General features: G+C 67.0%; 18 protein-coding genes. 10 read left to right on the forward strand and 8 right to left on the reverse strand.

Annotated elements, in window-relative coordinates:
• Complete coding sequence (locus tag ACFW0H_RS23355; RefSeq protein ID WP_422916232.1) at positions 1–384, forward strand: PaaI family thioesterase; 384 nt, start codon at positions 1–3, stop codon at positions 382–384.
• A 150-nt stretch (positions 385–534) separates the two neighbouring features.
• Positions 535–2,121 (forward strand): glutamate--cysteine ligase, encoded by a 1,587-nt coding sequence (gene gshA / locus ACFW0H_RS23360; RefSeq protein WP_422916233.1) that lies wholly within the window; start codon positions 535–537, stop codon positions 2,119–2,121.
• Between the two features lie 161 nt (positions 2,122–2,282).
• Here gshA and argA read toward each other — a convergent pair whose 3' ends face one another.
• Both argA and argE read right to left on the reverse strand, forming a co-directional pair.
• Positions 2,283–3,581: an amino-acid N-acetyltransferase gene (gene argA / locus ACFW0H_RS23365; protein ID WP_422916234.1), complete on the reverse strand. Its 1,299-nt coding sequence runs from the start codon at positions 3,579–3,581 to the stop codon at positions 2,283–2,285.
• A 115-nt stretch (positions 3,582–3,696) separates the two neighbouring features.
• Positions 3,697–4,854 (reverse strand): acetylornithine deacetylase, encoded by a 1,158-nt coding sequence (argE, locus tag ACFW0H_RS23370; RefSeq protein ID WP_422916235.1) that lies wholly within the window; start codon positions 4,852–4,854, stop codon positions 3,697–3,699.
• A gap of 175 nt (positions 4,855–5,029) precedes the next feature.
• Between argE and ACFW0H_RS23375 the strand changes: the two genes are divergently transcribed.
• Together ACFW0H_RS23375 and ACFW0H_RS23380 are read left to right on the forward strand one after the other, a co-directional pair.
• Positions 5,030–6,394 (forward strand): CYTH domain-containing protein, encoded by a 1,365-nt coding sequence (locus tag ACFW0H_RS23375; RefSeq protein WP_422916236.1) that lies wholly within the window; start codon positions 5,030–5,032, stop codon positions 6,392–6,394.
• 25 nt (positions 6,395–6,419) lie between these two features.
• The gene (locus ACFW0H_RS23380) at positions 6,420–7,109 is read left to right on the forward strand and encodes a DUF502 domain-containing protein (RefSeq protein WP_422916237.1); all 690 of its coding nucleotides are present in this window, start codon (positions 6,420–6,422) and stop codon (positions 7,107–7,109) included.
• 81 nt (positions 7,110–7,190) lie between these two features.
• Here ACFW0H_RS23380 and ACFW0H_RS23385 read toward each other — a convergent pair whose 3' ends face one another.
• Positions 7,191–7,658 carry an Lrp/AsnC family transcriptional regulator gene (locus tag ACFW0H_RS23385; protein ID WP_422916238.1) on the reverse strand — a complete coding sequence of 156 codons (468 nt, stop codon included), beginning with the start codon at positions 7,656–7,658 and terminating at the stop codon, positions 7,191–7,193.
• Positions 7,659–7,784: 126 nt separating this feature from the next.
• On the opposite strand from ACFW0H_RS23385, the gene ACFW0H_RS23390 reads away from it, so the two are divergent.
• The 6 genes from ACFW0H_RS23390 to ACFW0H_RS23415 all read left to right on the forward strand — a co-directional run bounded on the left by ACFW0H_RS23390 (position 7,785) and on the right by ACFW0H_RS23415 (position 14,293).
• Positions 7,785–8,099, forward strand: coding sequence for a hypothetical protein (locus ACFW0H_RS23390; protein WP_422916239.1), 315 nt, complete (start codon positions 7,785–7,787; stop codon positions 8,097–8,099).
• A 103-nt stretch (positions 8,100–8,202) separates the two neighbouring features.
• Positions 8,203–9,987, forward strand: coding sequence for a GspE/PulE family protein (locus tag ACFW0H_RS23395; RefSeq protein ID WP_422916240.1), 1,785 nt, complete (start codon positions 8,203–8,205; stop codon positions 9,985–9,987).
• Between the two features lie 71 nt (positions 9,988–10,058).
• Positions 10,059–10,979 (forward strand): SPFH domain-containing protein, encoded by a 921-nt coding sequence (locus ACFW0H_RS23400; RefSeq protein WP_422916241.1) that lies wholly within the window; start codon positions 10,059–10,061, stop codon positions 10,977–10,979.
• 4 nt (positions 10,980–10,983) lie between these two features.
• Positions 10,984–11,430 carry an NfeD family protein gene (locus ACFW0H_RS23405; protein ID WP_422916242.1) on the forward strand — a complete coding sequence of 149 codons (447 nt, stop codon included), beginning with the start codon at positions 10,984–10,986 and terminating at the stop codon, positions 11,428–11,430.
• A gap of 130 nt (positions 11,431–11,560) precedes the next feature.
• A complete protein-coding gene (locus ACFW0H_RS23410) occupies positions 11,561–13,882 on the forward strand; it encodes a cytochrome c3 family protein (protein WP_422916243.1) in 2,322 nt (773 codons plus the stop codon).
• Between the two features lie 102 nt (positions 13,883–13,984).
• Positions 13,985–14,293, forward strand: a complete 309-nt coding sequence (locus ACFW0H_RS23415; RefSeq protein ID WP_422916244.1) for a DUF2388 domain-containing protein — start codon at positions 13,985–13,987, stop codon at positions 14,291–14,293.
• 429 nt (positions 14,294–14,722) lie between these two features.
• Here the strand turns inward: ACFW0H_RS23415 and gcvP are convergent, their stop codons facing one another.
• The 5 genes from gcvP to ACFW0H_RS23440 all read right to left on the reverse strand — a co-directional run bounded on the left by gcvP (position 14,723) and on the right by ACFW0H_RS23440 (position 22,215).
• Positions 14,723–17,599 (reverse strand): aminomethyl-transferring glycine dehydrogenase, encoded by a 2,877-nt coding sequence (gcvP, locus tag ACFW0H_RS23420; RefSeq protein WP_422916245.1) that lies wholly within the window; start codon positions 17,597–17,599, stop codon positions 14,723–14,725.
• A gap of 78 nt (positions 17,600–17,677) precedes the next feature.
• Positions 17,678–18,067: a glycine cleavage system protein GcvH gene (gene gcvH / locus ACFW0H_RS23425; RefSeq protein WP_422916246.1), complete on the reverse strand. Its 390-nt coding sequence runs from the start codon at positions 18,065–18,067 to the stop codon at positions 17,678–17,680.
• A gap of 43 nt (positions 18,068–18,110) precedes the next feature.
• The gene (gene gcvT / locus ACFW0H_RS23430; RefSeq protein WP_422916247.1) at positions 18,111–19,193 is read right to left on the reverse strand and encodes a glycine cleavage system aminomethyltransferase GcvT; all 1,083 of its coding nucleotides are present in this window, start codon (positions 19,191–19,193) and stop codon (positions 18,111–18,113) included.
• 217 nt (positions 19,194–19,410) lie between these two features.
• Positions 19,411–21,030, reverse strand: coding sequence for an ABC transporter permease (locus ACFW0H_RS23435; protein WP_422916248.1), 1,620 nt, complete (start codon positions 21,028–21,030; stop codon positions 19,411–19,413).
• 183 nt (positions 21,031–21,213) lie between these two features.
• Positions 21,214–22,215 (reverse strand): extracellular solute-binding protein, encoded by a 1,002-nt coding sequence (locus ACFW0H_RS23440; RefSeq protein WP_422916249.1) that lies wholly within the window; start codon positions 22,213–22,215, stop codon positions 21,214–21,216.
• Positions 22,216–22,281 lie beyond the last annotated feature (66 nt).

The following is a 22,281-nucleotide window of genomic DNA, read 5'->3' on the forward strand; positions in this document are numbered from 1 at the left end:
ATGGAGTTCACCGAGCAGCAGACCACCAGCGCCTTCAGCAAGCTGCTGGGCATCGAGCCGCTGAGCCTGGGCGACGGCGTCGCCGAGGCTCGCCTGCCCATGGACGAAAACCTGCGCAACCGTGCCCAGGTGATGCACGGCGGGGCGATCTTCTCCCTGCTGGACATCACCATGGGGCTGGCCTGTACCAGCAGCCACGGCTTCGACCGGCGCAGCGCCACCCTGGAATGCAAGATCAACTACATCCGCCCGGTGGCGGAGGGCGAAGTGATCTGCAGGGCGCGGGTGCTGCACGCCGGCACACGCACCCTGGTGGTGGAAGCCGACGTGCTGCAGGGCGACAAGCTGGTCGCTCGGGGACAAGGCACCTTCGCCCAGCTGTAACCGCAGGTCAGCGACAAAGCTCTATTCTGGACAAAGCGACAACGCGAGCCGTCGGTTGGAAAAGTATTTCGGCCGGCGGCGAAGTCCGCCTCTTGTAGACAGCTTGGTCCACCCCCATATTGGGGCGACCGACGCGTGAAGGATTCCAAATTGAGCGATCTTCTTTCCCGCCGCCTGGCCCTGCTCGGCGAGCGCGCCAACCTGACCCTGCTCACCCGCTGCCTGCATGGCATCGAGCGTGAATGCCTGCGGGTCGACGGCAATGGCCAACTGGCGCTGACGCCACACTCCCCCGCCCTGGGCTCGGCCCTGACCCACGGGCAGATCACCACGGACTATTCCGAATCCCTGCTGGAGTTCATCACCCCGGCCGAGACCGATCCGGCGCAGACCCTGGCGGACCTGGAGAAGGTCCACCGCTTCACCCTGGACAAGCTCGGCGACGAGTTGCTCTGGAGTCCGTCCATGCCCTGCCGCCTGCCGGCGGAGGAAGACATCCCCATCGCCCGCTACGGCAATTCGCCCATCGGTCGCCTGAAGTACGTCTACCGCAAGGGTCTGGCCGTGCGCTACGGCAAGACCATGCAGTGCATCGCCGGCATCCACTACAACTACTCGCTGCCCGAGGCGCTCTGGCCGCTGCTCAAGCAGGCCGAAGGCGACCCGCAGAGCGACCGCGAGTATCAGTCGGCGCGCTATATCGCGATGATTCGCAACTTCCGCCGCTACAGCTGGCTGCTGATGTACCTGTTCGGCGCCGCCCCGGCCCTGGACAAGAGCTTCCTGCGCGGCCGCCCCCACGATCTCGACAGCCTGGACGCCGACACCCTCTACCTGCCCTACGCCACCAGCCTGCGGATGAGCGACCTGGGCTACCAGAACAATGCCCAGGCCGGCCTCACGCCCTGCTACAACAGCCTCGACAGCTACCTGTCGAGCCTGCGCCAGGCGGTGTCCACGCCCTACCCGCCCTATACCGAGATCGGCACCAAGCAGAATGGCGAATGGGTGCAGCTGAACACCAACGTGATCCAGATCGAGAACGAGTACTACTCGAGCATCCGCCCCAAACGCGTCACCTACACCGGCGAGCGGCCGATCCAGGCGCTGATGGCCCGTGGCGTGCAGTATGTGGAAGTGCGCTGTCTGGACATCAACCCCTTCCTGCCGCTGGGCATCGACCTGACCGAGGCGCGCTTCCTCGACGCCTTCCTGCTGTTCTGCGCCCTGCAGGACAGCCCGCCGATGGCCGGCGAGGAATGCCGGGGCTGCACCGACAACTTCCAGCGTGTGGTCAAGGAAGGCCGCCGACCGGGCCTCACGCTGCAACGCCATGGCCAGGCCATCGGCCTGACCGAATGGGCCCTTGAGCTGCTCGACCGCATCAGTCGCACCGCCGAGCTTCTGGACGCCGCCCACGGCGGGCAGGAGCATGCCGAGGCCCTGGCCGCGCAGCGCGCCAAGGTCGCCGACCCGGAGCTCACGCCCTCGGCCCGGGTGCTGGCCGAGCTGCGCGCCAACGGCGAGAGCTTCAGCCAGTTCGCCCTGCGCTACAGCCACCAGCACGCCGACTACTTCCGCAGCCAGCCCCTCAGCGTGGAAGACCAGGCCCGCTTCGAAAGCCTGGCCCGTGAATCCCTGGAAGCGCAGGCGCACCTGGAAGCCGAACCGGAAGTGGATTTCGACACCTTCATCGCCGCCTACCAGGCGAGCATCCTGGGGTTGATCAGCAACTGATCGCCGTATCGCCCCTCAGGCACATACCTGTAGGGGCGAATTTATTCGCCAAGCAGGCCGAAGGTCTGCCCTTCGAATGTTCTGAGGGGGGCAGCTACGCCGCCCTTGGCGAATGAATTCGCCCCTACAGGAAAGCAGTCCGCGCCATATGAGGGCGGAAGTCAGAGTGCCTTTTCGAAGATCTGCGAATTGCGCTGGAAGTTGTACAGCGACGCCCGCGCCACCGGCAGGCGCTCGACGCCGCTGGGCTGGAAGCCGCGTTCGCGGAACCAGTGGGCGGTACGGGTGGTGAGGACGAACAGGGTCTTCAGGCCCACGGCCCGGGCACGCTCCTCGATGCGTTCCAGCAGCTCGTCGCCACGGCCACCATGGCGATACTCCGGGTTCACCGCGAGGCACGCCAGCTCGCCGGCATCGGAGTCGGCGATGGGGTAGAGCGCCGCGCAGGCGATGATCAGGCCGTCGCGCTCGACGATGGTGAACTGCTCGATCTCCCGCTCCAGCACCTCGCGGGAACGGCGCACCAGGATGCCCTGGTCTTCCAGCGGGGTAATCAGGTCGATGAGGCCGCCGACGTCGTCGATGGTGGCCTCGCGCAGGGACTCGAACTGCTCCTGGTCCACCAGCGTGCCGCCGCCGTCGCGGGTGAACAGCTCGGTGAGCAGGGAGCCGTCCTCGGCGTAGCTGACCATGTGGCTGCGCTTGACCCCTTCGCGGCAGGCCTGGGCGGCGGCGTCCAGCAGTTCCGCCTGGTAGTTGTTGCCCAACCGCGCGAGATGCGGCGGTACCTGCTGCGGGCGCAGTTCACGGACCAGCTTGCCGGACTCGTCGATCAGGCCGCGCTCGGCGCCGAACAGGATCAGCTTGTCCGCCCCCAGGTCGATGGCCACGCGGGTGGCCACGTCCTCGCAGGCGAGGTTGAAGATCTCTCCGGTGGGCGAGTAGCCCAGCGGCGAGAGCAGCACGATGGTGCGCTCGTCCAGCAGGCGACCGATGCCCTTGCGGTCCACCCGGCGCACTTCACCGGTGTGGTGGTAGTCGATGCCGTCGACCACGCCTATCGGCCGCGCGGTGACGAAATTGCCGGTGCTCACCCGCAGCCGCGAGCCCTGCATGGGCGAGGCGGCGATATCCATGGACAGACGCGCCTCGATGGCGATGCGCAACTGGCCCACGGCGTCGATCACGCATTCCAGGGTGGGGCCATCGGTGATTCGCAGGTCGCGGTGGAAGTGCGGGGTGAGGCCGCGCGCGGCAAGGCGCGCCTCGATCTGCGGACGCGAACCGTGCACCAGCACCAGGCGCACGCCCAGGCTGTGCAGCAGCACCAGGTCGTGGACGATATTGCCGAAGTTCGGGTGGGCGACGCCTTCACCGGGCAGCATCACCACGAAGGTGCAGTCCCGGTGGGCGTTGATATAGGGGGAAGCGTGACGCAGCCAGTTGACGTAATCGGGCATGGTTCCGTGAGCCTGTGGTTAAGCGAGATGACGAGTGCGGCTCCCAACGATGTGGGAAGGAAAACACGGCGGCGCTTTATCGTCGTCGCATGAGCATCAACGGAAACCCTCCCGGTCAGGACTTGGTGGCGGATTGCAGGCAGTAATGCTGGATGAGCTGGCGCAATAGCGCAACGGTAGGCTCGATCCGTGACAGTTCGAGATGCTCGTCCGGCTGGTGGGCGCAGGCGATATCGCCGGGGCCGAGTACCAGGGTCTCGCAACCGAGCTGCTGAAGATACGGCGCTTCGGTGCCAAAGGCCACCGCCTGCGCGGTATGGCCGGTAAGACGCTCGGCCAGGCGCACCAGATCACTTTCCGGTGACTGCTCGAAGGGCGGCACGGCCGGGAACAGCGGCTTGAAGTCGATCTTCACCTGGTAATGCTCGGCCACCGGGCGCAGGCGCTGGCGGATCACCGCGCGCAGGGTATCCGGATTCATCCCCGGCAGCGGACGCAGGTCGAACTCCAGGCTGCACTGGCCGCAGATGCGGTTGGGGTTGTCGCCGCCATGGATGCAACCGAGGTTGAGGGTCGGCTGCGGCACGGTGAACTGCGGGTTGCGGAATTCCTGCTGCCATTGGCCGCGCAGTTCGATCAGGTCGCTCATCACCGCGTGCATGGCTTCCAGGGCGCTGTGGCCGAGACTGGGGTCGGAGGAATGGCCGCTTTGCCCGAGGATGTCGATGCGCTCCATCATCACCCCTTTGTGCAGGCGGATCGGCTTCAGCCCCGTGGGCTCGCCGATCACCGCCGCGCGGCCGAGGGGCCGCCCGGCCTGGGCCAGGGCGCGGGCGCCGGCCATGGAGCTTTCCTCGTCGCACGTGGCGAGGATGATCAGCGGCTGGCGGAACGGCTGGTCCAGCAGGCCACGCGCAGCTTCGATGGCGAGCGGGAAGAAGCCCTTCATGTCGCAAACACCCAGGCCATACCAGCGGTCACCCACTTCACTGAGCTTCAGCGGGTCGGTTTTCCACAGGCTGGCGTCGAAGGGTACGGTGTCGCTGTGGCCGGCCAGCACCAGGCCGCCGGGGCCGCTGCCGTAGGTGGCCAGCAGGTTGGCCTTGCCCGGCGCCACCTGCTGGATCTCGCAGCGGAAGCCCAGGTCGCCGAGCCAACCGGCCAGCAATTCGATCACCGCCAGGTTCGACTGGTCCCAGTTGGGCTGGGTGCAGCTCACCGAGGGTGCGGCGATCAGGGCGGCGAACTGCGATTTCAGGTCTGGCAAGGACATCGGGGGCCTCCATGGACGAGAAACCATCATAGGGTCTGTTGACGTTTCATTGCGAGCCGCGAGCCCCTACCCCAAGGTCGCACCGGACGAAACCGCTGCGGCAAGGCGCGGACCTGTCCTGTAGACTTCACCGCCTTGGCAGCCACCCCCTGGCTGCGCCTGAAAGATCCCGGCGATGAACAAAGAGACCGAAATCAAGCTTCGCGCCAGCCGCGAGACCCTGGAAGCCCTGCGCGACCACCCGCTGCTGAAGAAGCGCAACAAGTCCGGCTGGGAACGCCGCGAACTCTTCAACCAGTATTTCGACACCCCTGAGCGCGACCTGGCCCAGGCCCGCGTGGCCCTGCGCCTGCGCCGCGACGGCGAGCAGTTCATCCAGACCCTGAAGACCCGTGGCCAGAGCGTGGCCGGGCTGTCCGAGCGCAACGAATGGGACTGGTACCTGACGAAAGCGAAACTGGACCCGAAGAAGCTCACCGACGACTGCTGGCCGGCCAGCCTGGCCGAGCTGGACAAGAAACAGCTGGGCCCGATCTTCACCACCGACTTCAACCGCGACCGGGCCGAGATCGCCTGGGGCCGCGGCAAGGCCAAGGTGGTGATCGAAGCCGCCCTGGACCTGGGCAAGGTGATCGCCGGCAAGCAGGAAGAAGAGATCTGCGAGCTGGAACTGGAACTGCGCCAGGGCGAGCCCGAAGCCCTGCTGGAGCTGGCCGCCGAACTGGCCGCCGACCTGCCGCTGATGCCCTGCGACATCAGCAAGGCCGAGCGCGGTTATCGCCTCTACGACGCCAACAGCTACCACCTCAGCCTGCCGGCCCCGGCGCTGTCGGCCGAACTGGCGCTGGACGACGCCTTCGCCGCCCTCGCCTGGCACCTGCTGGGCGCCAGCCAGCGCCTGGCCGAACAGTACCGCTTCAACAGCCACTGGAAGCTGCTGGTGGACTGGCTGCAACAACTGGTCGACCTGCGCGCCCTGCTCGGCAGCCTCGGCCAGGCCGCGCCGCGCGCCAGCAGCCACGGCCTGCGCGAAGCCCTGGACGCCCTGCTGCAGGACTGGCGGCCGCGCATCCAGGCCGGCGAGCAGGACGAGGCCGCGCGCCATGCCGCCCCGCAACAGTTCGCCGAGGAACTCGCCGGCACCCGCTGGGGGCTGTTCTCCCTCAATGCCTCCCGCTGGCTGCTGACCCGCGCCTGGACCGTGGAACGCAATGCCCGCGGTACTCGCCAGGGCCAGGCGACCCTGGGCAACTGGCTGCCGCGTTTCCTCGGCGAGGAAGGCCAGGCGCTGAAACCTGAACTCTACAAGCGCCAGCCCGAGGACCTGGCCGAGCAGCTGCCGCGCCTGGAGCGCCTGCTGGTCTGGCTGCGGCTGGCGCGCCAGGTGCTGGAGGTGGTGGAGATCGACCGCTGCTACGGCGAGCTGGCGAAGTTCGCCGAACTGGCCGGCCAGCCGCTGGACGCCGAAGTGCTGGCCACCCGCAGCGAACAGGCGCAGACCCTGATCAGCCTGCGCAGCTGGAAGGCGCTGACCCGCTGAGGCGCTGAAGTCGAGGAGCCCGGCCATGTTCAGACAAAGCTTCCGCTCCGTGGTCACCACCTGGCTTACCGGCCTGCTGGCCCTGCTGCCGCTGGTGCTGACCCTGGCCCTGCTGGCCTGGCTGGTCAGCCTGCTGAACAAGCTGGTGGGGCCCTCCACCCTGGTCGGCCAGCTCCTCGGCGCCCTGGGCCAACACTTCGCCAGCAACCCGGTCCTGGCCTACCTGGTCGGGACCCTGGTGCTGCTGGGCAGCCTCTACCCCCTGGGCCTGGCGGTGCAGCTCGGCCTGCGCCGGCCGCTGGCCTGGCTGCTGGACATGACCCTGCGCCGCGCACCGTTGATCGGCAGCCTGTACAACCTGGCCGACCGTTTCGTCAGCCTGCTGGACCGCAGCAAGAACGCCGACATCGCCGCCATGAGCCCGGTCTGGTGCTTCTTCGGCGGCGACGGCGCGGCGGTGCTGGCCCTGCGTCCCAGCCCGGAAAGCTTCGAACTGAACGGCCGCCAGTACTGCGCCGTGCTGGTGCCCAGCGCGCCCATCCCGGTGGGTGGCGGACTGATCTATGTCCCCGTGGAATGGGTGCGCCCGGCGGAGATGGGTGTCGATCAACTGACCGGCATCTACCTGTCCATGGGACTGAATCCGCCCCAGCAGGTGGGCAGGCTGGTGCAGGAGGCGGTGGCGCTTCCCGCGACGGACGGCAAGACGTCGTAGGTTGGCGCTGAGCGGAGCGAAGCCCAACATGGCGCGCGCAGCGTGCCCCGCATCGTTGGGCCTCGCAGGCTCGGCGCCAACCTACTCGACGGGCAGGCAGGTGGTCGACTTGATCTCCGACAGCGCGACTATGGAGTTCACCTCCTGGATGCCGGGCACCAGCGACAGTTTCTCGAAGAAGAAGCGCTCGTAGGCCTCGATATCCCGGGTGACGATGCGCAGCATGAAGTCCACCGCGCCCATCAGCACATGGCACTCCAGCACTTCCGGAAAGCGCTGCATGGCTTCGGCGAACTCCGTCAGGTTGGAACGCCCGTGGGCGTTGAGTTTCACCTGAGCGAAGATCTGCGCGTTGAGGCCGATCTTGCGCCGGTCCAGCAGGGTCACCTGGCGACGGATCACCCCCTCGTCCTTGAGGCGCTGGATGCGCCGCCAGCAGGGCGACTGGGACAGCCCCACCCGTTCGGCGATCTCGGCGGTGGACAGGCTGGAGTCCTCCTGCAGCAGTTCGAGGATGCGTTTGTCGTGGTTATCCAGGGTGACGGACATAAAATTTCCCAGTTTTGAATTCTTCACGGAAAGTTTATCCAAAGATTTTGCCATACCCCTTAAATCAGGCAGAAAAATTCCCCTGCAGGCTGGAAAACTATCGGCGTCCCTACCGAGGAATCCCCGATGCTCACCCTGCAGACCGCTCCCGTCACCCGCGACGACCACTGGCACCCGCGCACCGCCCAGCTCCAGGCCTGCGAGATGCAGTTCGCCATCCTCGCCGAGGCCGAGGCGGACGTGCTCGGCCGCCTGCTCGGCTTCTTCGCCCAGCTGCAGCTGGTGCCGCGCTGGCTGGAAGTGAACCGGCTGGGGGACAACCTGCTGGTGCAGCTGCGCCAGCCCGGGCTGACGCCGCACCGGGCCGAGGTCATCGCGCAGAAGATGCGTTCGCAGGTGTGCGTGTTCTCGGTGGAGCTGGAGCACGCGCCCGTTCCTTGATCCAGCGCTTAGCGGTGCCGCGGCGATTCGGGCATGCTTGCCGTCCTACGAGAAGAGCGTTCGACTACTCTTCCAGACTGAGCAGCGTGACCGAGGAGCTCGCATGTCCGCCTTTGCTTCACCCGCCCAGGACCGCTGGCTGGACCTCAACGACCTGATGCGCGAACTGGTGGCCCAGGGCCGCCTGAGCCAGGACCAGGCCGAGCATTGCCTGGCCATTCGCCGCAGTGCGGTGAACAACCAGCAGCACCCCCTGGAATTCCTCGCCAGCCAGCAGGTGGACGACCTCCAGCGTCCCGGCAAGAAGCTCGACCTTGAGACCCTCAGCCGCTGGCTGGCCGAATTCGCCGGCCAGCCCTACCTGCGCATCGACCCGCTGAAGATCGACGTTGCCGCCATCACCCCGCTGATGTCCTACGCCTTCGCCCAGCGCCACAAGATCCTCGCCGTGGCGGTGGACAGCGAAGGGGTGACCATCGCCAGCGGGCAGCCCTTCGTGACCAGTTGGGAAGGCAACCTGACCCATGTGCTCAAGCGCCCCATCCGGCGGGTGGTGGCCAATCCCGTGGACATCCAGAAGTTCACCCTGGAGTTCTACCGCCTGGCCAAGTCGGTCAGCGGCGCCAGCGCGGTGGACCAGAAGATCAGCGGCGTGGGCAACTTCGAGCAGTTGCTCAAGCTCGGCTCCAGCGAACAGGAGCCGGACGCCAACGACGCGCACATCGTCAACATTGTCGACTGGCTGTTCCAGTACGCCTACCAGCAGCGCGCCAGCGACATTCATATCGAGCCACGCCGCGAACAGGGCACGGTGCGCTTCCGCATCGACGGCGTGCTGCACAACGTCTATCAGTTCCCGCCCCAGGTCACCATGGCGGTGGTCAGCCGCCTGAAGAGCCTCGGGCGGATGAACGTGGCCGAAAAGCGCAAGCCCCAGGACGGCCGGGTGAAGACCAAGACCCCGGACGGCGGCGAGGTGGAACTGCGCCTGTCCACCCTGCCCACCGCCTTCGGCGAGAAGATGGTGATGCGGATCTTCGACCCGGAAGTGCTGCTGAAAAGCTTCGACCAGCTCGGCTTCTCCCCGGACGACCTGCGCCGCTGGCAGAGCATGACCAACCAGCCCAACGGCATCATCCTGGTCACCGGCCCCACCGGCTCGGGCAAGACCACGACCCTCTACACCACCCTCAAGCAACTGGCCACCAGCGAGGTGAACGTCTGCACCATCGAAGACCCCATCGAGATGATCGAGGGCGCCTTCAACCAGATGCAGGTGCAGCACAACATCGACCTGACCTTCGCCAGCGGCGTGCGCGCGCTGATGCGGCAGGACCCGGACATCATCATGGTCGGCGAGATCCGCGACCTGGAAACCGCCGAGATGGCCATCCAGGCGGCGCTTACCGGCCACCTGGTGCTCTCCACCCTGCACACCAACGACGCCCCCAGCGCCATCACCCGCCTGCTGGAGCTGGGCGTACCCTACTACCTGCTGCGCGCCACCCTGCTCGGGGTCATGGCCCAGCGCCTGGTGCGCACCCTCTGCCCGCACTGCAAGGCACCGATGGAGTTGCGCGAGGACGACTGGAATGGCCTCACCAAGCCCTGGAACGCACCGCTGCCCACCGGCGCCCACCGCGCCGTGGGCTGCCTGGAATGCCGCGATACCGGCTACCGCGGCCGCGCCGGGGTGTACGAGATCATGCTGCTGTCGGACGGCATCAAGCCACTGATCACCGCCGACACCGACCTCATCGCCCTGCGCCGTGCCGCCTTCAAGGAAGGCATGCGCAGCCTGCGCCTGTCCGGCGCGCAGAAGGTCGCCACCGGCCTGACGACCATCGAAGAAGTGCTGCGGGTCACGCCACAAAGCGAGCAGAAATGAAATGCTAGGCGGCTGGGGCGCAGAAGCCCCGGTCGCTACAGGAACCACAGCCAGCAAACGGAGCAGTTCCCATGGAAATCGGCAGTGTCGTCATCCTTTTCGTCGCCCTGGCGATCGCCCTCGTCTTCATGGGCTTCAAGGTCGTGCCCCAGGGCTTCGAGTGGACGGTGGAGCGCTTCGGCCGCTACACCAACACCCTCAAACCGGGCCTGAACATCATCGTGCCGGTGATGGACCGCATCGGCCGCAAGCTCAGCGTCATGGAAAGCGTGCTGGATGTCCCCCCGCAGGAAGCCATCAGCGCCGACAACGCCATCGTCACCATCGACGCCGTGTGCTTCTTCCAGGTGGTCAACGCCGCCCAGGCGGCCTATGAGGTCAACGACCTGGAGCACGCCATCCGCAACCTGGTGATGACCAACATCCGTACCGTGCTCGGCTCCATGGAGCTGGACGCCATGCTCAGCCAGCGCGACGCCATCAACGAGCGCCTGCTGCGCACCGTGGACGAAGCCACCGCGCCCTGGGGGATCAAGGTCACCCGCATCGAGATCAAGGACATCACCCCGCCAGCCGACCTGGTGGAAGCCATGGCCAGCCAGATGAAGGCCGAACGCCTGAAACGCGCGCAGATCCTCGAAGCCGAAGGCCGGCGCCAGGCGGAGATCCTCACCGCCGAGGGCGAGAAGCAGGCGCAGATCCTCAAGGCCGAGGGCCAGCGCCAGGCGGCCTTCCTCGAAGCGGAAGCCCGGGAGCGCGCCGCCCAGGCCGAAGCCGCGGCGACCCGCGTGGTGTCCGAAGCCATCGCCCAGGGCAATGTGCAGGCGGTGAACTACTTCGTCGCACAGAAGTACGTCGAGGCCCTGGGCAGGCTGGCCAGTGCCAACAACAGCAAGGTGGTGCTGATGCCCCTGGAGGCCAGCCAGGTGATCGGCGCCGTGGGCGGCATCGGCGAGATCGTTCGCGCCACCTTCGACGGCAAGAAGGGTTGAAGCCATGTGGAACTACCTCCAGCACCTGACCTACTGGGACTGGCTGGCCCTGGGCACCCTGCTGCTGATCCTCGAAGTCTTCGGCGCCGGCGGCTACCTGCTGTGGATAGGCATAGCCGCGGCCTGTGTCGGCGTCATCACCTTCGTCGTCCCGGAACTGCACTGGGCCATCCAGTTCCTGCTCTTCGGCGTGCTCTCGGTCCTCACCGCGGTGTACTGGTGGCGGCGCCAGCGCAGCTCCGCCAAGCCCTCCGAGCAACCCGGCCTGAACCAGCGCGGCCGGGAATTCATCGGCCGCCAGTTCCCCCTGCACGAAGCCATCAGCGGCGGGCGTGGCAAGATCCGCGCCGGCGACTCGGTCTGGCTGGTTGCCGGCCCTGACCTGCCCGCTGGCAGCCAGGTGCGCGTCATCGGTCAGGACGGCGTGCTGCTCAAGGTGGAGCCGGTGTAGCGCCGGCTCCCTGCCCTTGCGCCCCTCCTGCCAATGGAGAGGATCGTCATGCAGCCTTGACGGGCTCCGGGGCATTCACCGAACCTGCACGCCACTGTGAAGCACGCTCGCCAGAACAGCGGATGTCTGCATGTCGAAGTCCCGGAAGATCGCCCCTGGAACGCCCCCGGCCAAAGCGCCACGACGCCCCGTATTCCCGGTGCTGGCCGGCCTCCTGCTGCTGGTCGGCCTGGGCCTCTGGCTGTACCTCGAACGCGGTGGCGACGGCCTGCCGGACAAGGCACCGCAGTCCAGCGCATCCGTCCAGCCCGCCAGCCTGGTGGATGAAGCCCAGTGCGCCGGCTGCCACGTCCCCCAAGCCAAGGCCTGGGAAGGCAGTCACCACCAGCTCGCCATGCAGGAAGCGACCGAGTCCAGTGTGCTGGGGGATTTCAATGACGCCAGCTTCAGCGACGAGAAAGAAACCACCCGCTTCTTCCGCAAGGACGGCGGCTTCTGGGTCAATACCCCGGGAGCCGACGGCCTGCCCGCGGACTTCCGCGTGGCCTACGCCTTCGGTGTCGAGCCCCTGCAGCAGTACCTGATCGAAGTCCCCGGCGGTCGCTTGCAGGCCCTGGGCATCGCCTGGGACGTGGAGCGGCGTGCCTGGTTCCACCTCTATCCGGGCCAGGGCGTCGACTTCAAGGACCCGCTGCACTGGAGCCAGCCGCAGCAGAACGCCAACTTCATGTGCGTGGAGTGCCACACCACCGGCTTCAAACGTAACTACGCCCCCGCCAGCGACGGTTTCGCCAGCCACTGGAACAGCCTCGGGGTGGGCTGCCAGGCCTGCCACGGCCCCGCTTCGCGGCACCTGGAATGGGTGGCCAAGCGCGACCGCGCGGCCAATGCCGGATTCACCCTCAACCTCGGCCGCGCGGAGCGGATCACCGAAGTGGAGACGTGCGCCCGTTGCCACTCCCGTCGCGCGCCCCTGGGTGACGGCTACCACAACGAACAGCGGCTGATGGACGACTACCTGCCCAGCGCCCTGACCCGCGAACTCTACGAACTGGATGGCAAGATCAAGGAGGAGGTGTTCGAGTACGGCGCCTTCACCCAGAGCCGGATGTTCGCCAAGGGCGTGCGCTGCAGCAGCTGTCACAACCCCCACAGCACGGAGCTCAAGGCCCCCGGCAACGGCGTCTGCCTGCAGTGCCACAATCCCTCCGGCAAGACGGCCGTCGCCGGCGTCGACGGCAAGGGCCTCAAGGCGAAGGACTACACCGCCCCCGAGCACCACCACCACGCCCAGGGCCAGGCCGGCTCGCAGTGCGTGGACTGCCACATGCCGGGCAAGTTCTTCATGGTCAACGACTACCGCCACGACCACGGCTTCACCCTGCCCAACCCGGCGCGGGCCCTGCGCCTGGGCACCTCGGACGCCTGTCTCGGCTGCCACCGCGACCTGCCGGGAGACAGGATCGCCGAGCAGTTCCGCAATTGGTACGGCGAAGCCAAACCCGCCGCGCCGCGCTATGACGAGAGCCTGTGGCTGATCCGCAATGGCAGGCCGGGCGCATCGCGAGCGCTGTTCCAGCAGCTGGAATCCCGGGGCCTGCCGGCGATCCGCCGCGCCACCCTGCTGGCCGAGCTGCCGCGCTACCCCAGCGAACGCGCCCTCAAGGCCGCCGCGCGCGACCTGACCCACCCTGCGCCGCAGGTGCGCGAAGCAGCGGTCAAGGCGGTCGCCGCCCTGGTCCCGCCGGAGCAGCGCCGCAACCTGCTGGCGCCGCTACTGGGGGACCCGCTGCGCGCCGTGCGCATCGCCGCCGCCTACGAGCTGCTGGGCATGCGCGCCACCGGCCTCGGCAATTATGAGAAGAGCTGGGACAAGGCCATCACCGAATACGAGGCCGTGCAGCTCAGCCTGCAGGAGCGTGCAGAAGCCAACCTCAACCTGGCCGCGCTGTACCAGGCCAACGGCCGAACCGATGCCGTGGAGCCGCACCTGCACGCCGCACTGCAGCGCGACCCGAACTTCCTGCCGGCGCTGGTCAGCCTGGTGCAATGGCTGGATGGCAATTTCCGCTGGGAGGAAGGACGCGCCCTGCTGGAGCAGGGGCTGAAGGACCACCCGCAGTCGGCCCTGCTGCAACATGCCAACGGCCTGATGCTGGTACGCAAGGGTGACCTGCCGGCGGCGCTCAAGGCCTTCGCCGAGGCGGTCCGGCTGGAGCCGAAGAACAGCCAGTACGACTATGTCTACGCCGTGGCCCTGCACGACAGCGGTCAGCTGGAAGCGGCCTGCCATCGCCTGGAGGCGTTGCTGGAACGCGACGCCACGAACCGCGAGGCACGCCTGGCGCTGATCAGCTACTGGCGCGAGGCGGGACAGATGCAGAAGGTCCAGGCCCTGCTGGCGGAGCTGGAACAGCAGAACCCGGACGACCCGGTGCTGCGTCGGGAGTGATGGGATGGCAAGCCGCCAGGACCGGCAGGCGGTAAGGTGGAACTCCGTAATGGGCGGCCGAATCTGATGTGTAAGGCCCACCCGAGAACGGAGTACCAGCCTATGCGCACTCGTCTGTATGCAGCCGCCCTCGCCCTGATCGCCCTGCCCGTCGGCTCGGCGATGGCAGACAGTGATTTCTGGCGCGATATCATCTCGTCCGGCGCCACCACCGCATCCACCTACCTCACCTTCAAGGACGACAAACTGATAGTCGCGGCCCGCGACGACGCCAGCAGCTTCGTCGCCAGTGGCGGCGAAATTCGCGGCCCCTATCTTGAAGCGGCGCTGCAGCGCATCCGCAGCGAGCACCCGGACCTCAAGGCCAGCGACAGCGAACTGGCCAGCGCCATCCTGGCCGCTGAAGAGTAAGCCACCAAGCCCCCGCACGGCAGGACCTCGCCGTGCGGGGCATTGTTTTTTCGCTATCCGCCTTTCCCTCGCTCTTCTGTAGGGGCGAATTTATTCGCCAAGCAGACCGCAGGTCTGCCCACACCCCGTCGGGGCAACTTCGTTGCCCTTGGCGAATGAATTCGCCCCTACAAAAAACGCGAGCTCTGCAGGATGGGTCGGGCGGCGTTCAGCGAGCTTGCGAAACCATCGATCCGACAGCATGGGTTTCGCTCCGCTCTACCCATCCTACGAGACTAACCACCTTTCCCTCGCGCGCGGAGCGCCCTCTTCTGTAGGGGCGAATTCATTCGCCAAGCAGACCGCAGGTCTGCCCACACCCCGTCGGGGCAACTTCGTTGCCCTTGGCGAATGAATTCGCCCCTACAAAAAACGTGAGATCGCGCTTACCTACTCCCGATAATCCTCCACCGGCACGCAGGCGCAGAACAGGTTGCGGTCGCCGTAGACGTTGTCCACCCGGTTCACCGCCGGCCAGTACTTGTGGGCGCGGGTGTGGGACGAAGGGGTCACGGCCTCCTCGATGCTGTAGGGCCGTTCCCAGTGGCCGATCACGTCGGCGAGGGTGTGCGGCGCGCGTTTCAGCGGGTTGTCCTCCGCCGGCCAGTCGCCCGCCTGCACCTTGGCGATCTCGTCGCGGATGCTCAGCATCGCTTCGATGAAGCGGTCCAGTTCGTGCTTGTTCTCGCTCTCGGTGGGCTCGACCATCAGGGTGCCCGGCACCGGGAAGCTCATGGTCGGCGCGTGGAAGCCGTAGTCCATCAGGCGCTTGGCCACGTCCTCTTCGGTGATGCCGGTTTCCGCCTTGATCGGCCGCAGGTCGAGAATGCATTCGTGGGCCACGCGGCCGTTGCGCCCGCTGTAGAGCACCGGATAGGCATCGCCCAGCTGCCGGGCCAGGTAGTTGGCGCCGAGGATGGCCACTTCGGTGGCGTCGGCCAGTTCCGGCCCCATCATGGCGATGTACATCCAGCTGATCGGCAGGATGCTCGCACTGCCCCAGGGCGCCGCGCTGACCGCGCCGTTCTCCGGGTTCGGTCCCTTGAGTTCGATCACCGGGTGATTGGCGACGAAGGGCGCCAGGTGCGCGCGCACACCGATCGGCCCCATGCCCGGCCCGCCGCCGCCATGGGGGATGCAGAAGGTCTTGTGCAGGTTCATGTGGGAGACGTCGGCGCCGATGTCCGCCGGTCGCGCCAGGCCCACCTGGGCGTTGAGGTTGGCGCCGTCCATGTAGACCTGGCCGCCGTGGCTGTGGATAACCTCGCAGATCTCGCGGATTCCCTCTTCATAGACCCCGTGGGTGGACGGATAGGTGGCCATCAGGCAGGACAGCTGGCCACCGGCCTCGGCCGCCTTGCGCTTGAGGTCCTCGAGGTCGACGTTGCCGTCCTCGTCGCACTCGACGATCACCACGCGCATGCTCGCCATCTGTGCCGAGGCCGGGTTGGTGCCGTGGGCCGAGGCCGGGATCAGGCAGATATTGCGGTGCCCCTCGCCGCGGCTCTCGTGGTAGCGGCGGATGGCGAGCAGCCCGGCGTACTCGCCCTGGGCGCCGGAGTTGGGCTGCATGCAGATGGCATCGAAGCCGGTGATGGCGCAAAGCCAACTCTCCAGCTCGTCGATCATCAGCCTGTAGCCCAGGGCCTGCGAGCGCGGCGCGAAGGGGTGCAGGTTGGCGAATTCCGGCCAGGTGATGGGGATCATCTCGCTGGTGGCGTTGAGCTTCATGGTGCAGGAGCCCAGCGGGATCATCGCCTGGTTCAGCGCCAGGTCCTTGTTCTCCAGCTGTTTGAGGTAGCGCAGCATCTCGGTTTCACTGTGGTGGGCATTGAACACCGGGTGGTCGAGATAACCGCTGCTGCGCGCAAGGTCGGCCGGAATGCCGCCGATGATCACGCCTTCGTCCAGCTCGCCGACGGACAGGCCATGGTCGGCACCGAGGAAAATGCCGAACAGTTGCTCCACGGTTTCCGCCGTGCAGGTCTCGTCGAGGCTGACTCCCAGCTTGCCGCGGCCGAGAATGCGCAGGTTGATGCGCGCGGCCTTGGCCGACTCGATCACGGCGGTCTGGCTGCCGCCCACATCCAGGGTCAGGGTGTCGAAGAAATACTGGTTGTCGCGCTGGATGCCCCGGCGCGCCAGGCCTTCGGCAAGGATGGCGGTGAGCCGGTGGACACGCTGGGCGATGCGCTTCAGGCCCTCGGGGCCGTGGTAGACGGCGTAGCAGCTGGCGATGTTGGCCAGCAGCACCTGGGCCGTGCAGATGTTGGAGTTGGCCTTCTCGCGGCGGATGTGCTGCTCGCGGGTCTGCAGGGCCATGCGCAGGGCGACATTGCCACGGGCATCCTTGGACACGCCGATGATGCGCCCGGGCATGGCGCGCTTGAATTCGTCGCGGGTGGCGAAAAAGGCCGCGTGGGGCCCGCCGTAACCCATGGGCACACCAAAGCGCTGGGCCGAACCGAAGACCACATCGGCCCCCAATTCGCCGGGCGGGGTGAGCAGCAGCAGGCTGAGCAGGTCGGCGCCGACGCAGGCCAGGGCCTGCTGGCCGTGCAGGTGCTCGATCAGGGGGCGCAGGTCGCGGATCTCGCCATGGGTGTCCGGGTACTGCAGCAGCGCGCCGAACACCTGGTGCTGCGTCAGGTTATCCACACGCTCCACCACCAGGTCGAAGCCGAAGGCCTGGGCGCGGGTCTGCACCACCGAGATGGTCTGGGGATGGCAGTCTTCGTCGACGAAGAACAGGTTGCTCTTCGACTTGGCCACGCGCTTGGCCAGGGCCATGGCCTCGGCGGCGGCGGTGGCCTCGTCCAGCAGGGAGGCGCTGGCGAGGTCGAGGCCGGTGAGGTCGATGGTCAGCTGCTGGAAATTCAGCAGGGCCTCCAGCCGACCCTGGGCGATCTCCGGCTGGTAAGGGGTGTAGGCGGTGTACCAGCCCGGGTTTTCCAGCACGTTGCGCAATATCACCGTGGGCGTGACGGTGCCGTAGTAGCCCATGCCGATCAGGCTGGTCCAGAGCTGGTTCTGCTCGGCGTAGCCGCGTAGCTTGGCCAGGGCCTGCTGCTCGTCCAGCGCCGGCGGCAGGTCCAGGGGCTGGTTGAGGCGGATGGCCGGCGGCACCGTCTGTACGATCAGCTCGTCGATGCTGGCGAGGCCCAGGGTTTCGAGCATGGCCCGCTGTTCGGCCTCGTCCGGCCCCAGGTGGCGGCGGAGGAAGGCATCGGGCAGTTGGAGCTGGGACAGCGAGGGCATCTGGGACATGGGCAGGACCTCGTTTCGCCTCGTGTGAAAAGCAAAAAGCCTCGACTAGCGAGGCTTTTTGCAAGGATAGCGGGAGAATCAGCTATCGGCGTCGGCGGCTGCCTTGTAGGCGGCGGCGTCGAGCAGTTTGTCCAGCTCGGCGACGTTGCTCGGCTTGAGCTTGAAGAACCAGGAGCCGTAGGGGTCGCTGTTGACGCTCTCGGGGGCATCGCTGACGGCATCGTTCACGGCGATCACTTCGCCGCCGATCGGCGCGTAGATGTCGGAGGCGGCCTTCACCGACTCCACCACGCCGGCTTCCTGACCGGCGGCCAGGGTCTTGCCGACTTCCGGCAGTTCGACGAAGACCACGTCGCCCAGGGCTTCCTGGGCATGGTCGGTGATGCCCACGGTAACGCTGCCATCGGCTTCCAGACGGGCCCACTCGTGGCTGGGGGCGTAACGCAGTTCAGCGGGGATGTTGCTCATGTCGAGTTCCTCAGAGACTGTGGCGGATGGCCCGCCTGAAAATTTAGATCAAGGCTTTGCCATTGCGCACGAAGTTCGGTCGCACGACGCGCACCGGGAACCACTTGCCGCGTATTTCCACTTCGGCGCGCTCGCCGGTGGCCATCGGCACCCGCGCCATGGCGATGGATTTGTTCAGGGTCGGGGAGAAGCTGCCGCTGGTGATCTCGCCCTCGCCCACGCCCTCTACCCGCACCACCTGGTGGGCGCGCAGCACGCCACGCTCCTCCAGCACCAGGCCGACCAGCTTGCTGGCGGGGCCGGCGGCGCGTTCGGCCTCCAGGGCCTGGCGGCCGATGAAGTCACGGGACTCGGGCTCCCAGGCGATGGTCCAGGCCATGTTGGAGACCAGCGGGGATACGTCCTCGGTCATGTCCTGGCCGTAGAGGTTCATCCCGGCTTCCAGGCGCAGTGTGTCGCGGGCGCCGAGGCCGATGGGGGCGATGCCGGCGCCCACCAGTTCATTGAAGAGACCGGCCACCTGGTCGGCGGGAAGCATGATCTCCAGGCCGTCCTCGCCGGTGTAGCCGGTGCGGGCGATGAACCAGTCGTCATCGGGCAGGCCCTGGAACGGCTTGAGTTCATGGATCAGCGCGGCGCGCTCGGTGCTCAAGAGCTCCGCCACCCGGGTACGGGCGCTGGGGCCCTGGATGGCGAGGATCGCCAGGTCGGACCGCAGGCTCAGCTGGACCTCATGGCCCTGGCTGCGCTGGTGCATCCAGGCCAGGTCCTTCTCGCGGGTGGCGGCGTTGACCACCAGGCGATAGCCGCCGGCGGTGAGGTAGACGATCAGGTCGTCGATCACCCCGCCCCGCTCATCGAGCATGGCGCTGTAGAGGGCCTTGCCGGGGGTCTGCAGGCGCTCGACATCGTTGGCCAGCAGGTGCTGGAGCCAGGCCGTGGCCTGACTGCCTGCAACGTCCACCACCGTCATGTGGGAGACATCGAAGACGCCGCAGTCGCGGCGCACCTGGTGGTGCTCCTCGACTTGGGAGCCGTAGTGCAGCGGCATGTCCCAACCGCCGAAATCGACCATCTTGGCTCCCAGGGCCACATGCTGGTCATGCAATGGAGTGCGCTGTCCCATGGGTTTCTCCTTCCGGGATTGGCAAAGTGCGGCGGGCCGTGGGCGCGGAATCATCCGCTGCCGCGGCGGGGTGGGCCGCAACGAATGGCGCGCATTGTAGCCGCAAGGTCGAACCCTGGACACTCCGGCAAGCAGCCAGCCAGGAGCATCCCGCGAGGGGGGTGAGATGGCCTTGTGCCTTATGCCGCCACGCTCGCGGGCTTCCCCGGGGGCGCCTTCAGTGGCCGATCCGTCTTGCCGAACGGCGTATCAGGCCGATCACCGGCAGCAGGCCGACCAGTACCAGGGTGAGGGCGGGCAACGAGGCGCGGGCCCATTCGCCTTCGCTGGTCATCTCGAAGATGCGCACGGCCAGGGTGTCCCAGCCGAAGGGGCGCATCAGCAGGGTGGCGGGCATTTCCTTGAGCACGTCGACGAACACCAGCAGCGCGGCACTCAGGGCGCCGGGCACCAGCAGCGGCAGGTAGACCCGGAAGAACAGCGACGGGCCACCGACGCCCAGGCTGCGCGAGGCTTCCGGCAGCGACGGGCGGATACGCGCCAGACCGTTCTCCAGGGGCCCGTAGGCCACCGCCATGAAACGCACCAGGTAGGCCAGCAGCAGCGCACCCAGGCTGCCCAGCAGCAGCGGCTTGCCGGCACCGCCGAACCAGTGGGACAGCGGGATCACCAGGCGGCTGTCGAGGTAGCTGAAGGCGAGCATGATGGACACCGCCAGCACCGAGCCCGGCAACGCATAGCCGAGGTTGGCCAGCCCCACCGCGGCACGCACCGGGCGGGTCGGCGCCAGGCGCCGGGCGAAGGCCAGCAGCAGGGCCACGCAAACGGTGAGCAGCGCAGCCATGCCACCGAGGTAGAGGGTGTGCAGGATCAGCCCGGCATAACGCTCGTCGAGATCGAAGCGGCCGCGCTGCCAGAACCACACCAACAACTGCAGCATGGGAATGACGAAGGCGCAGGCGAACACCAGGGAGCACCAGCAGGTAGCCGCCAGGGCCTTGATGCCGTGCAGCTGGTAGAGCGCCTTGCCGCGCGGCCGCTCGCTGGCCGGGCGGCTGGCGCCGCGGGCGCGGCGCTCGCCGTAGAGCACCAGGCAGACGCCGAGCAGCAGCAGGCTGGCCAGCTGCGCGGCGCTGGAGAGGCTGAAGAAGCCGTACCAGGTCTTGTAGATGGCGGTGGTGAAGGTATCGAAGTTGAACACCGCCACGGCGCCGAAATCGGCCAGGGTTTCCATGACCGCCAGGGCCAGGCCGGCGCCGATGGCTGGCCGCGCCATGGGCAGGGCGACGTGCCAGAACGCCTGCCAGGGCGACTGGCCGAGCACCCGGGCGGCCTCCATCAGGCCCTTGCCCTGGGCCAGGAAGGCGGCGCGCGCCAACAGGTAGACGTAGGGGTAGAAGACCAGCACCAGCACCAGGATCACCCCGCCGGTGGAGCGTACCCGTGGCAACCGCAGGCCGCTGCCGAACCACTCGCGCAGCAGGGTCTGCACCGGCCCGGCGAAATCGAACAGGCCGATGAAGACGAAGGCCAGCACATAGGCCGGCACGGCGAAGGGCAGCATCAGCGCCCAGTCCAGCCAGCGCCGGCCGGGGAATTCGCAGAGGCTGGTGAGCCAGGCCAGGCTGACGCCGATCAGGGTGACCCCCACCGACACGCCGGCCACCAGCACCAGGGTATTGCCGAGCAGGCGCGGCATCTGAGTTTCCCAGAGGTGGGACCAGATCTCCCCGTCCACCTCGCCCCAGGACAGCAGCAGGACGCTCAGGGGCAGCAGAACCAGGATGGCGACGGCAAAGCTGATGGGATACCAGCGACGCTGGGCGGGATGGGCCACGCAAACCTCTCGGGGATCGAAATGGAAGGCTATGTCCCTGTTAGCTGTTGCCAAGCAGTTTCGAACAAACCACGGAGCATCGTAGGGTGGGGTTTGGCGCCACCCCTGACACTTAACGCAGACATAGCCAAATGGAACGCCCCGGACTGGCCGGGGCGTCGAGTATAGCGGCAGAGCGGCGGATCAGTTCCAGCCGACCCGGTCCATCATCCTGATGGCTTCGGCCTGGCGCTTGCCGGCCACTTCCACCGGAATGGTGTCGGCCTTGAAGCTGCCCCAGGCGGCCACTTCGGCGGACGGCTTGACCTTGGGATTGGCCGGGAACTCCTGGTTGATGTCGGCGAACAGGCTCTGCGCCTCGTCGGTGGTCATCCACTCCACCAGGGCCTTGGCGGCCTCGGGGTGCGGCGCATGCTGGGTCAGGCCAACGCCCGACAGGTTGACGTGGACACCACGGTCAGCCTGGTTCGGCCAGAAGATCTTCACCCGCAGGTTCGGATTCTCCTTGTGCAGGCGCCCGTAGTAGTAGGTGTTGACGATACCGACGTCGCACTGGCCGGCATCCACCGCCTGGATCACCGCGTTGTCGTCGGCGAACACATCGGTGGCCAGGTTGTTCACCCAGCCTTTGAGGATTTCCTCGGTCTTGGCCGCGCCATGGGTCTCGATCAGGGTAGCGGTCAGCGACTGGTTGTAGACCTTCTTCGCGGTACGCAGGCAGAGGCGGCCTTCCCAGTTCTTGTCGGCCAGGGCCTCGTAGGTGGACAGCTCCTCCGGCTTCACCCGCTCGGTGGAGTAGACGATGGTCCGCGCGCGCAGCGACAGGCCGGTCCAGGCATGGCTGCCGGCGCGGTACTGGGGCGGGATGTTGGCGTCGATCACAGGCGAAGAAAAAGGCTGCAGGATGCCCATCTGTTCGGCCTGCCAGAGGTTACCGGCGTCGACGGTGAGCAGCAGGTCGGCCACGCCGTTCTCGCCCTCGGCCTTGATCCGCTGCATCAGCGGGGCTTCCTTGTCGGTGATGAACTTGATCTGCACGCCGGTCTTGGCGGTGTAGGCATCGAACACCGGCTTGATCAGCTCGTCGATCCGCGAGGAGTAGACCACCACTTCATCGGCGGCCTGCACCGAAGTCGCGGCGGCGGACAGCGCAAGGAGCGCGAGAAGGGACTGACGTACCCGCATTGCTGGAGCCTCTTGATGAAGACAAAGGCTGAATGATAGTCAACATCAGTTGCGAGCTGTAGCGGT

Source organism: Metapseudomonas cellulosilytica, from assembly GCF_049334135.1.
GTDB lineage: Bacteria > Pseudomonadota > Gammaproteobacteria > Pseudomonadales > Pseudomonadaceae > Metapseudomonas.

What these genes read in the sequence shown, in the direction of transcription:
- ACFW0H_RS23355 (WP_422916232.1), top strand. Translation starts at nt 1, where the DNA reads ATGGAGTTCACCGAGCAGCAGACCACCAGCGCCTTCAGCAAGCTGCTG.
- argA (WP_422916234.1), bottom strand. Translation starts at nt 3,581, where the DNA reads ATGCCCGATTACGTCAACTGGCTGCGTCACGCTTCCCCCTATATCAAC.
- argE (WP_422916235.1), bottom strand. Translation starts at nt 4,854, where the DNA reads ATGTCCTTGCCAGACCTGAAATCGCAGTTCGCCGCCCTGATCGCCGCA.
- ACFW0H_RS23375 (WP_422916236.1), top strand. Translation starts at nt 5,030, where the DNA reads ATGAACAAAGAGACCGAAATCAAGCTTCGCGCCAGCCGCGAGACCCTG.
- ACFW0H_RS23380 (WP_422916237.1), top strand. Translation starts at nt 6,420, where the DNA reads ATGTTCAGACAAAGCTTCCGCTCCGTGGTCACCACCTGGCTTACCGGC.
- ACFW0H_RS23385 (WP_422916238.1), bottom strand. Translation starts at nt 7,658, where the DNA reads ATGTCCGTCACCCTGGATAACCACGACAAACGCATCCTCGAACTGCTG.
- ACFW0H_RS23390 (WP_422916239.1), top strand. Translation starts at nt 7,785, where the DNA reads ATGCTCACCCTGCAGACCGCTCCCGTCACCCGCGACGACCACTGGCAC.
- ACFW0H_RS23395 (WP_422916240.1), top strand. Translation starts at nt 8,203, where the DNA reads ATGTCCGCCTTTGCTTCACCCGCCCAGGACCGCTGGCTGGACCTCAAC.
- ACFW0H_RS23400 (WP_422916241.1), top strand. Translation starts at nt 10,059, where the DNA reads ATGGAAATCGGCAGTGTCGTCATCCTTTTCGTCGCCCTGGCGATCGCC.
- ACFW0H_RS23405 (WP_422916242.1), top strand. Translation starts at nt 10,984, where the DNA reads ATGTGGAACTACCTCCAGCACCTGACCTACTGGGACTGGCTGGCCCTG.
- ACFW0H_RS23410 (WP_422916243.1), top strand. Translation starts at nt 11,561, where the DNA reads ATGTCGAAGTCCCGGAAGATCGCCCCTGGAACGCCCCCGGCCAAAGCG.
- ACFW0H_RS23415 (WP_422916244.1), top strand. Translation starts at nt 13,985, where the DNA reads ATGCGCACTCGTCTGTATGCAGCCGCCCTCGCCCTGATCGCCCTGCCC.
- gcvP (WP_422916245.1), bottom strand. Translation starts at nt 17,599, where the DNA reads ATGTCCCAGATGCCCTCGCTGTCCCAGCTCCAACTGCCCGATGCCTTC.
- gcvH (WP_422916246.1), bottom strand. Translation starts at nt 18,067, where the DNA reads ATGAGCAACATCCCCGCTGAACTGCGTTACGCCCCCAGCCACGAGTGG.
- gcvT (WP_422916247.1), bottom strand. Translation starts at nt 19,193, where the DNA reads ATGGGACAGCGCACTCCATTGCATGACCAGCATGTGGCCCTGGGAGCC.
- ACFW0H_RS23440 (WP_422916249.1), bottom strand. Translation starts at nt 22,215, where the DNA reads ATGCGGGTACGTCAGTCCCTTCTCGCGCTCCTTGCGCTGTCCGCCGCC.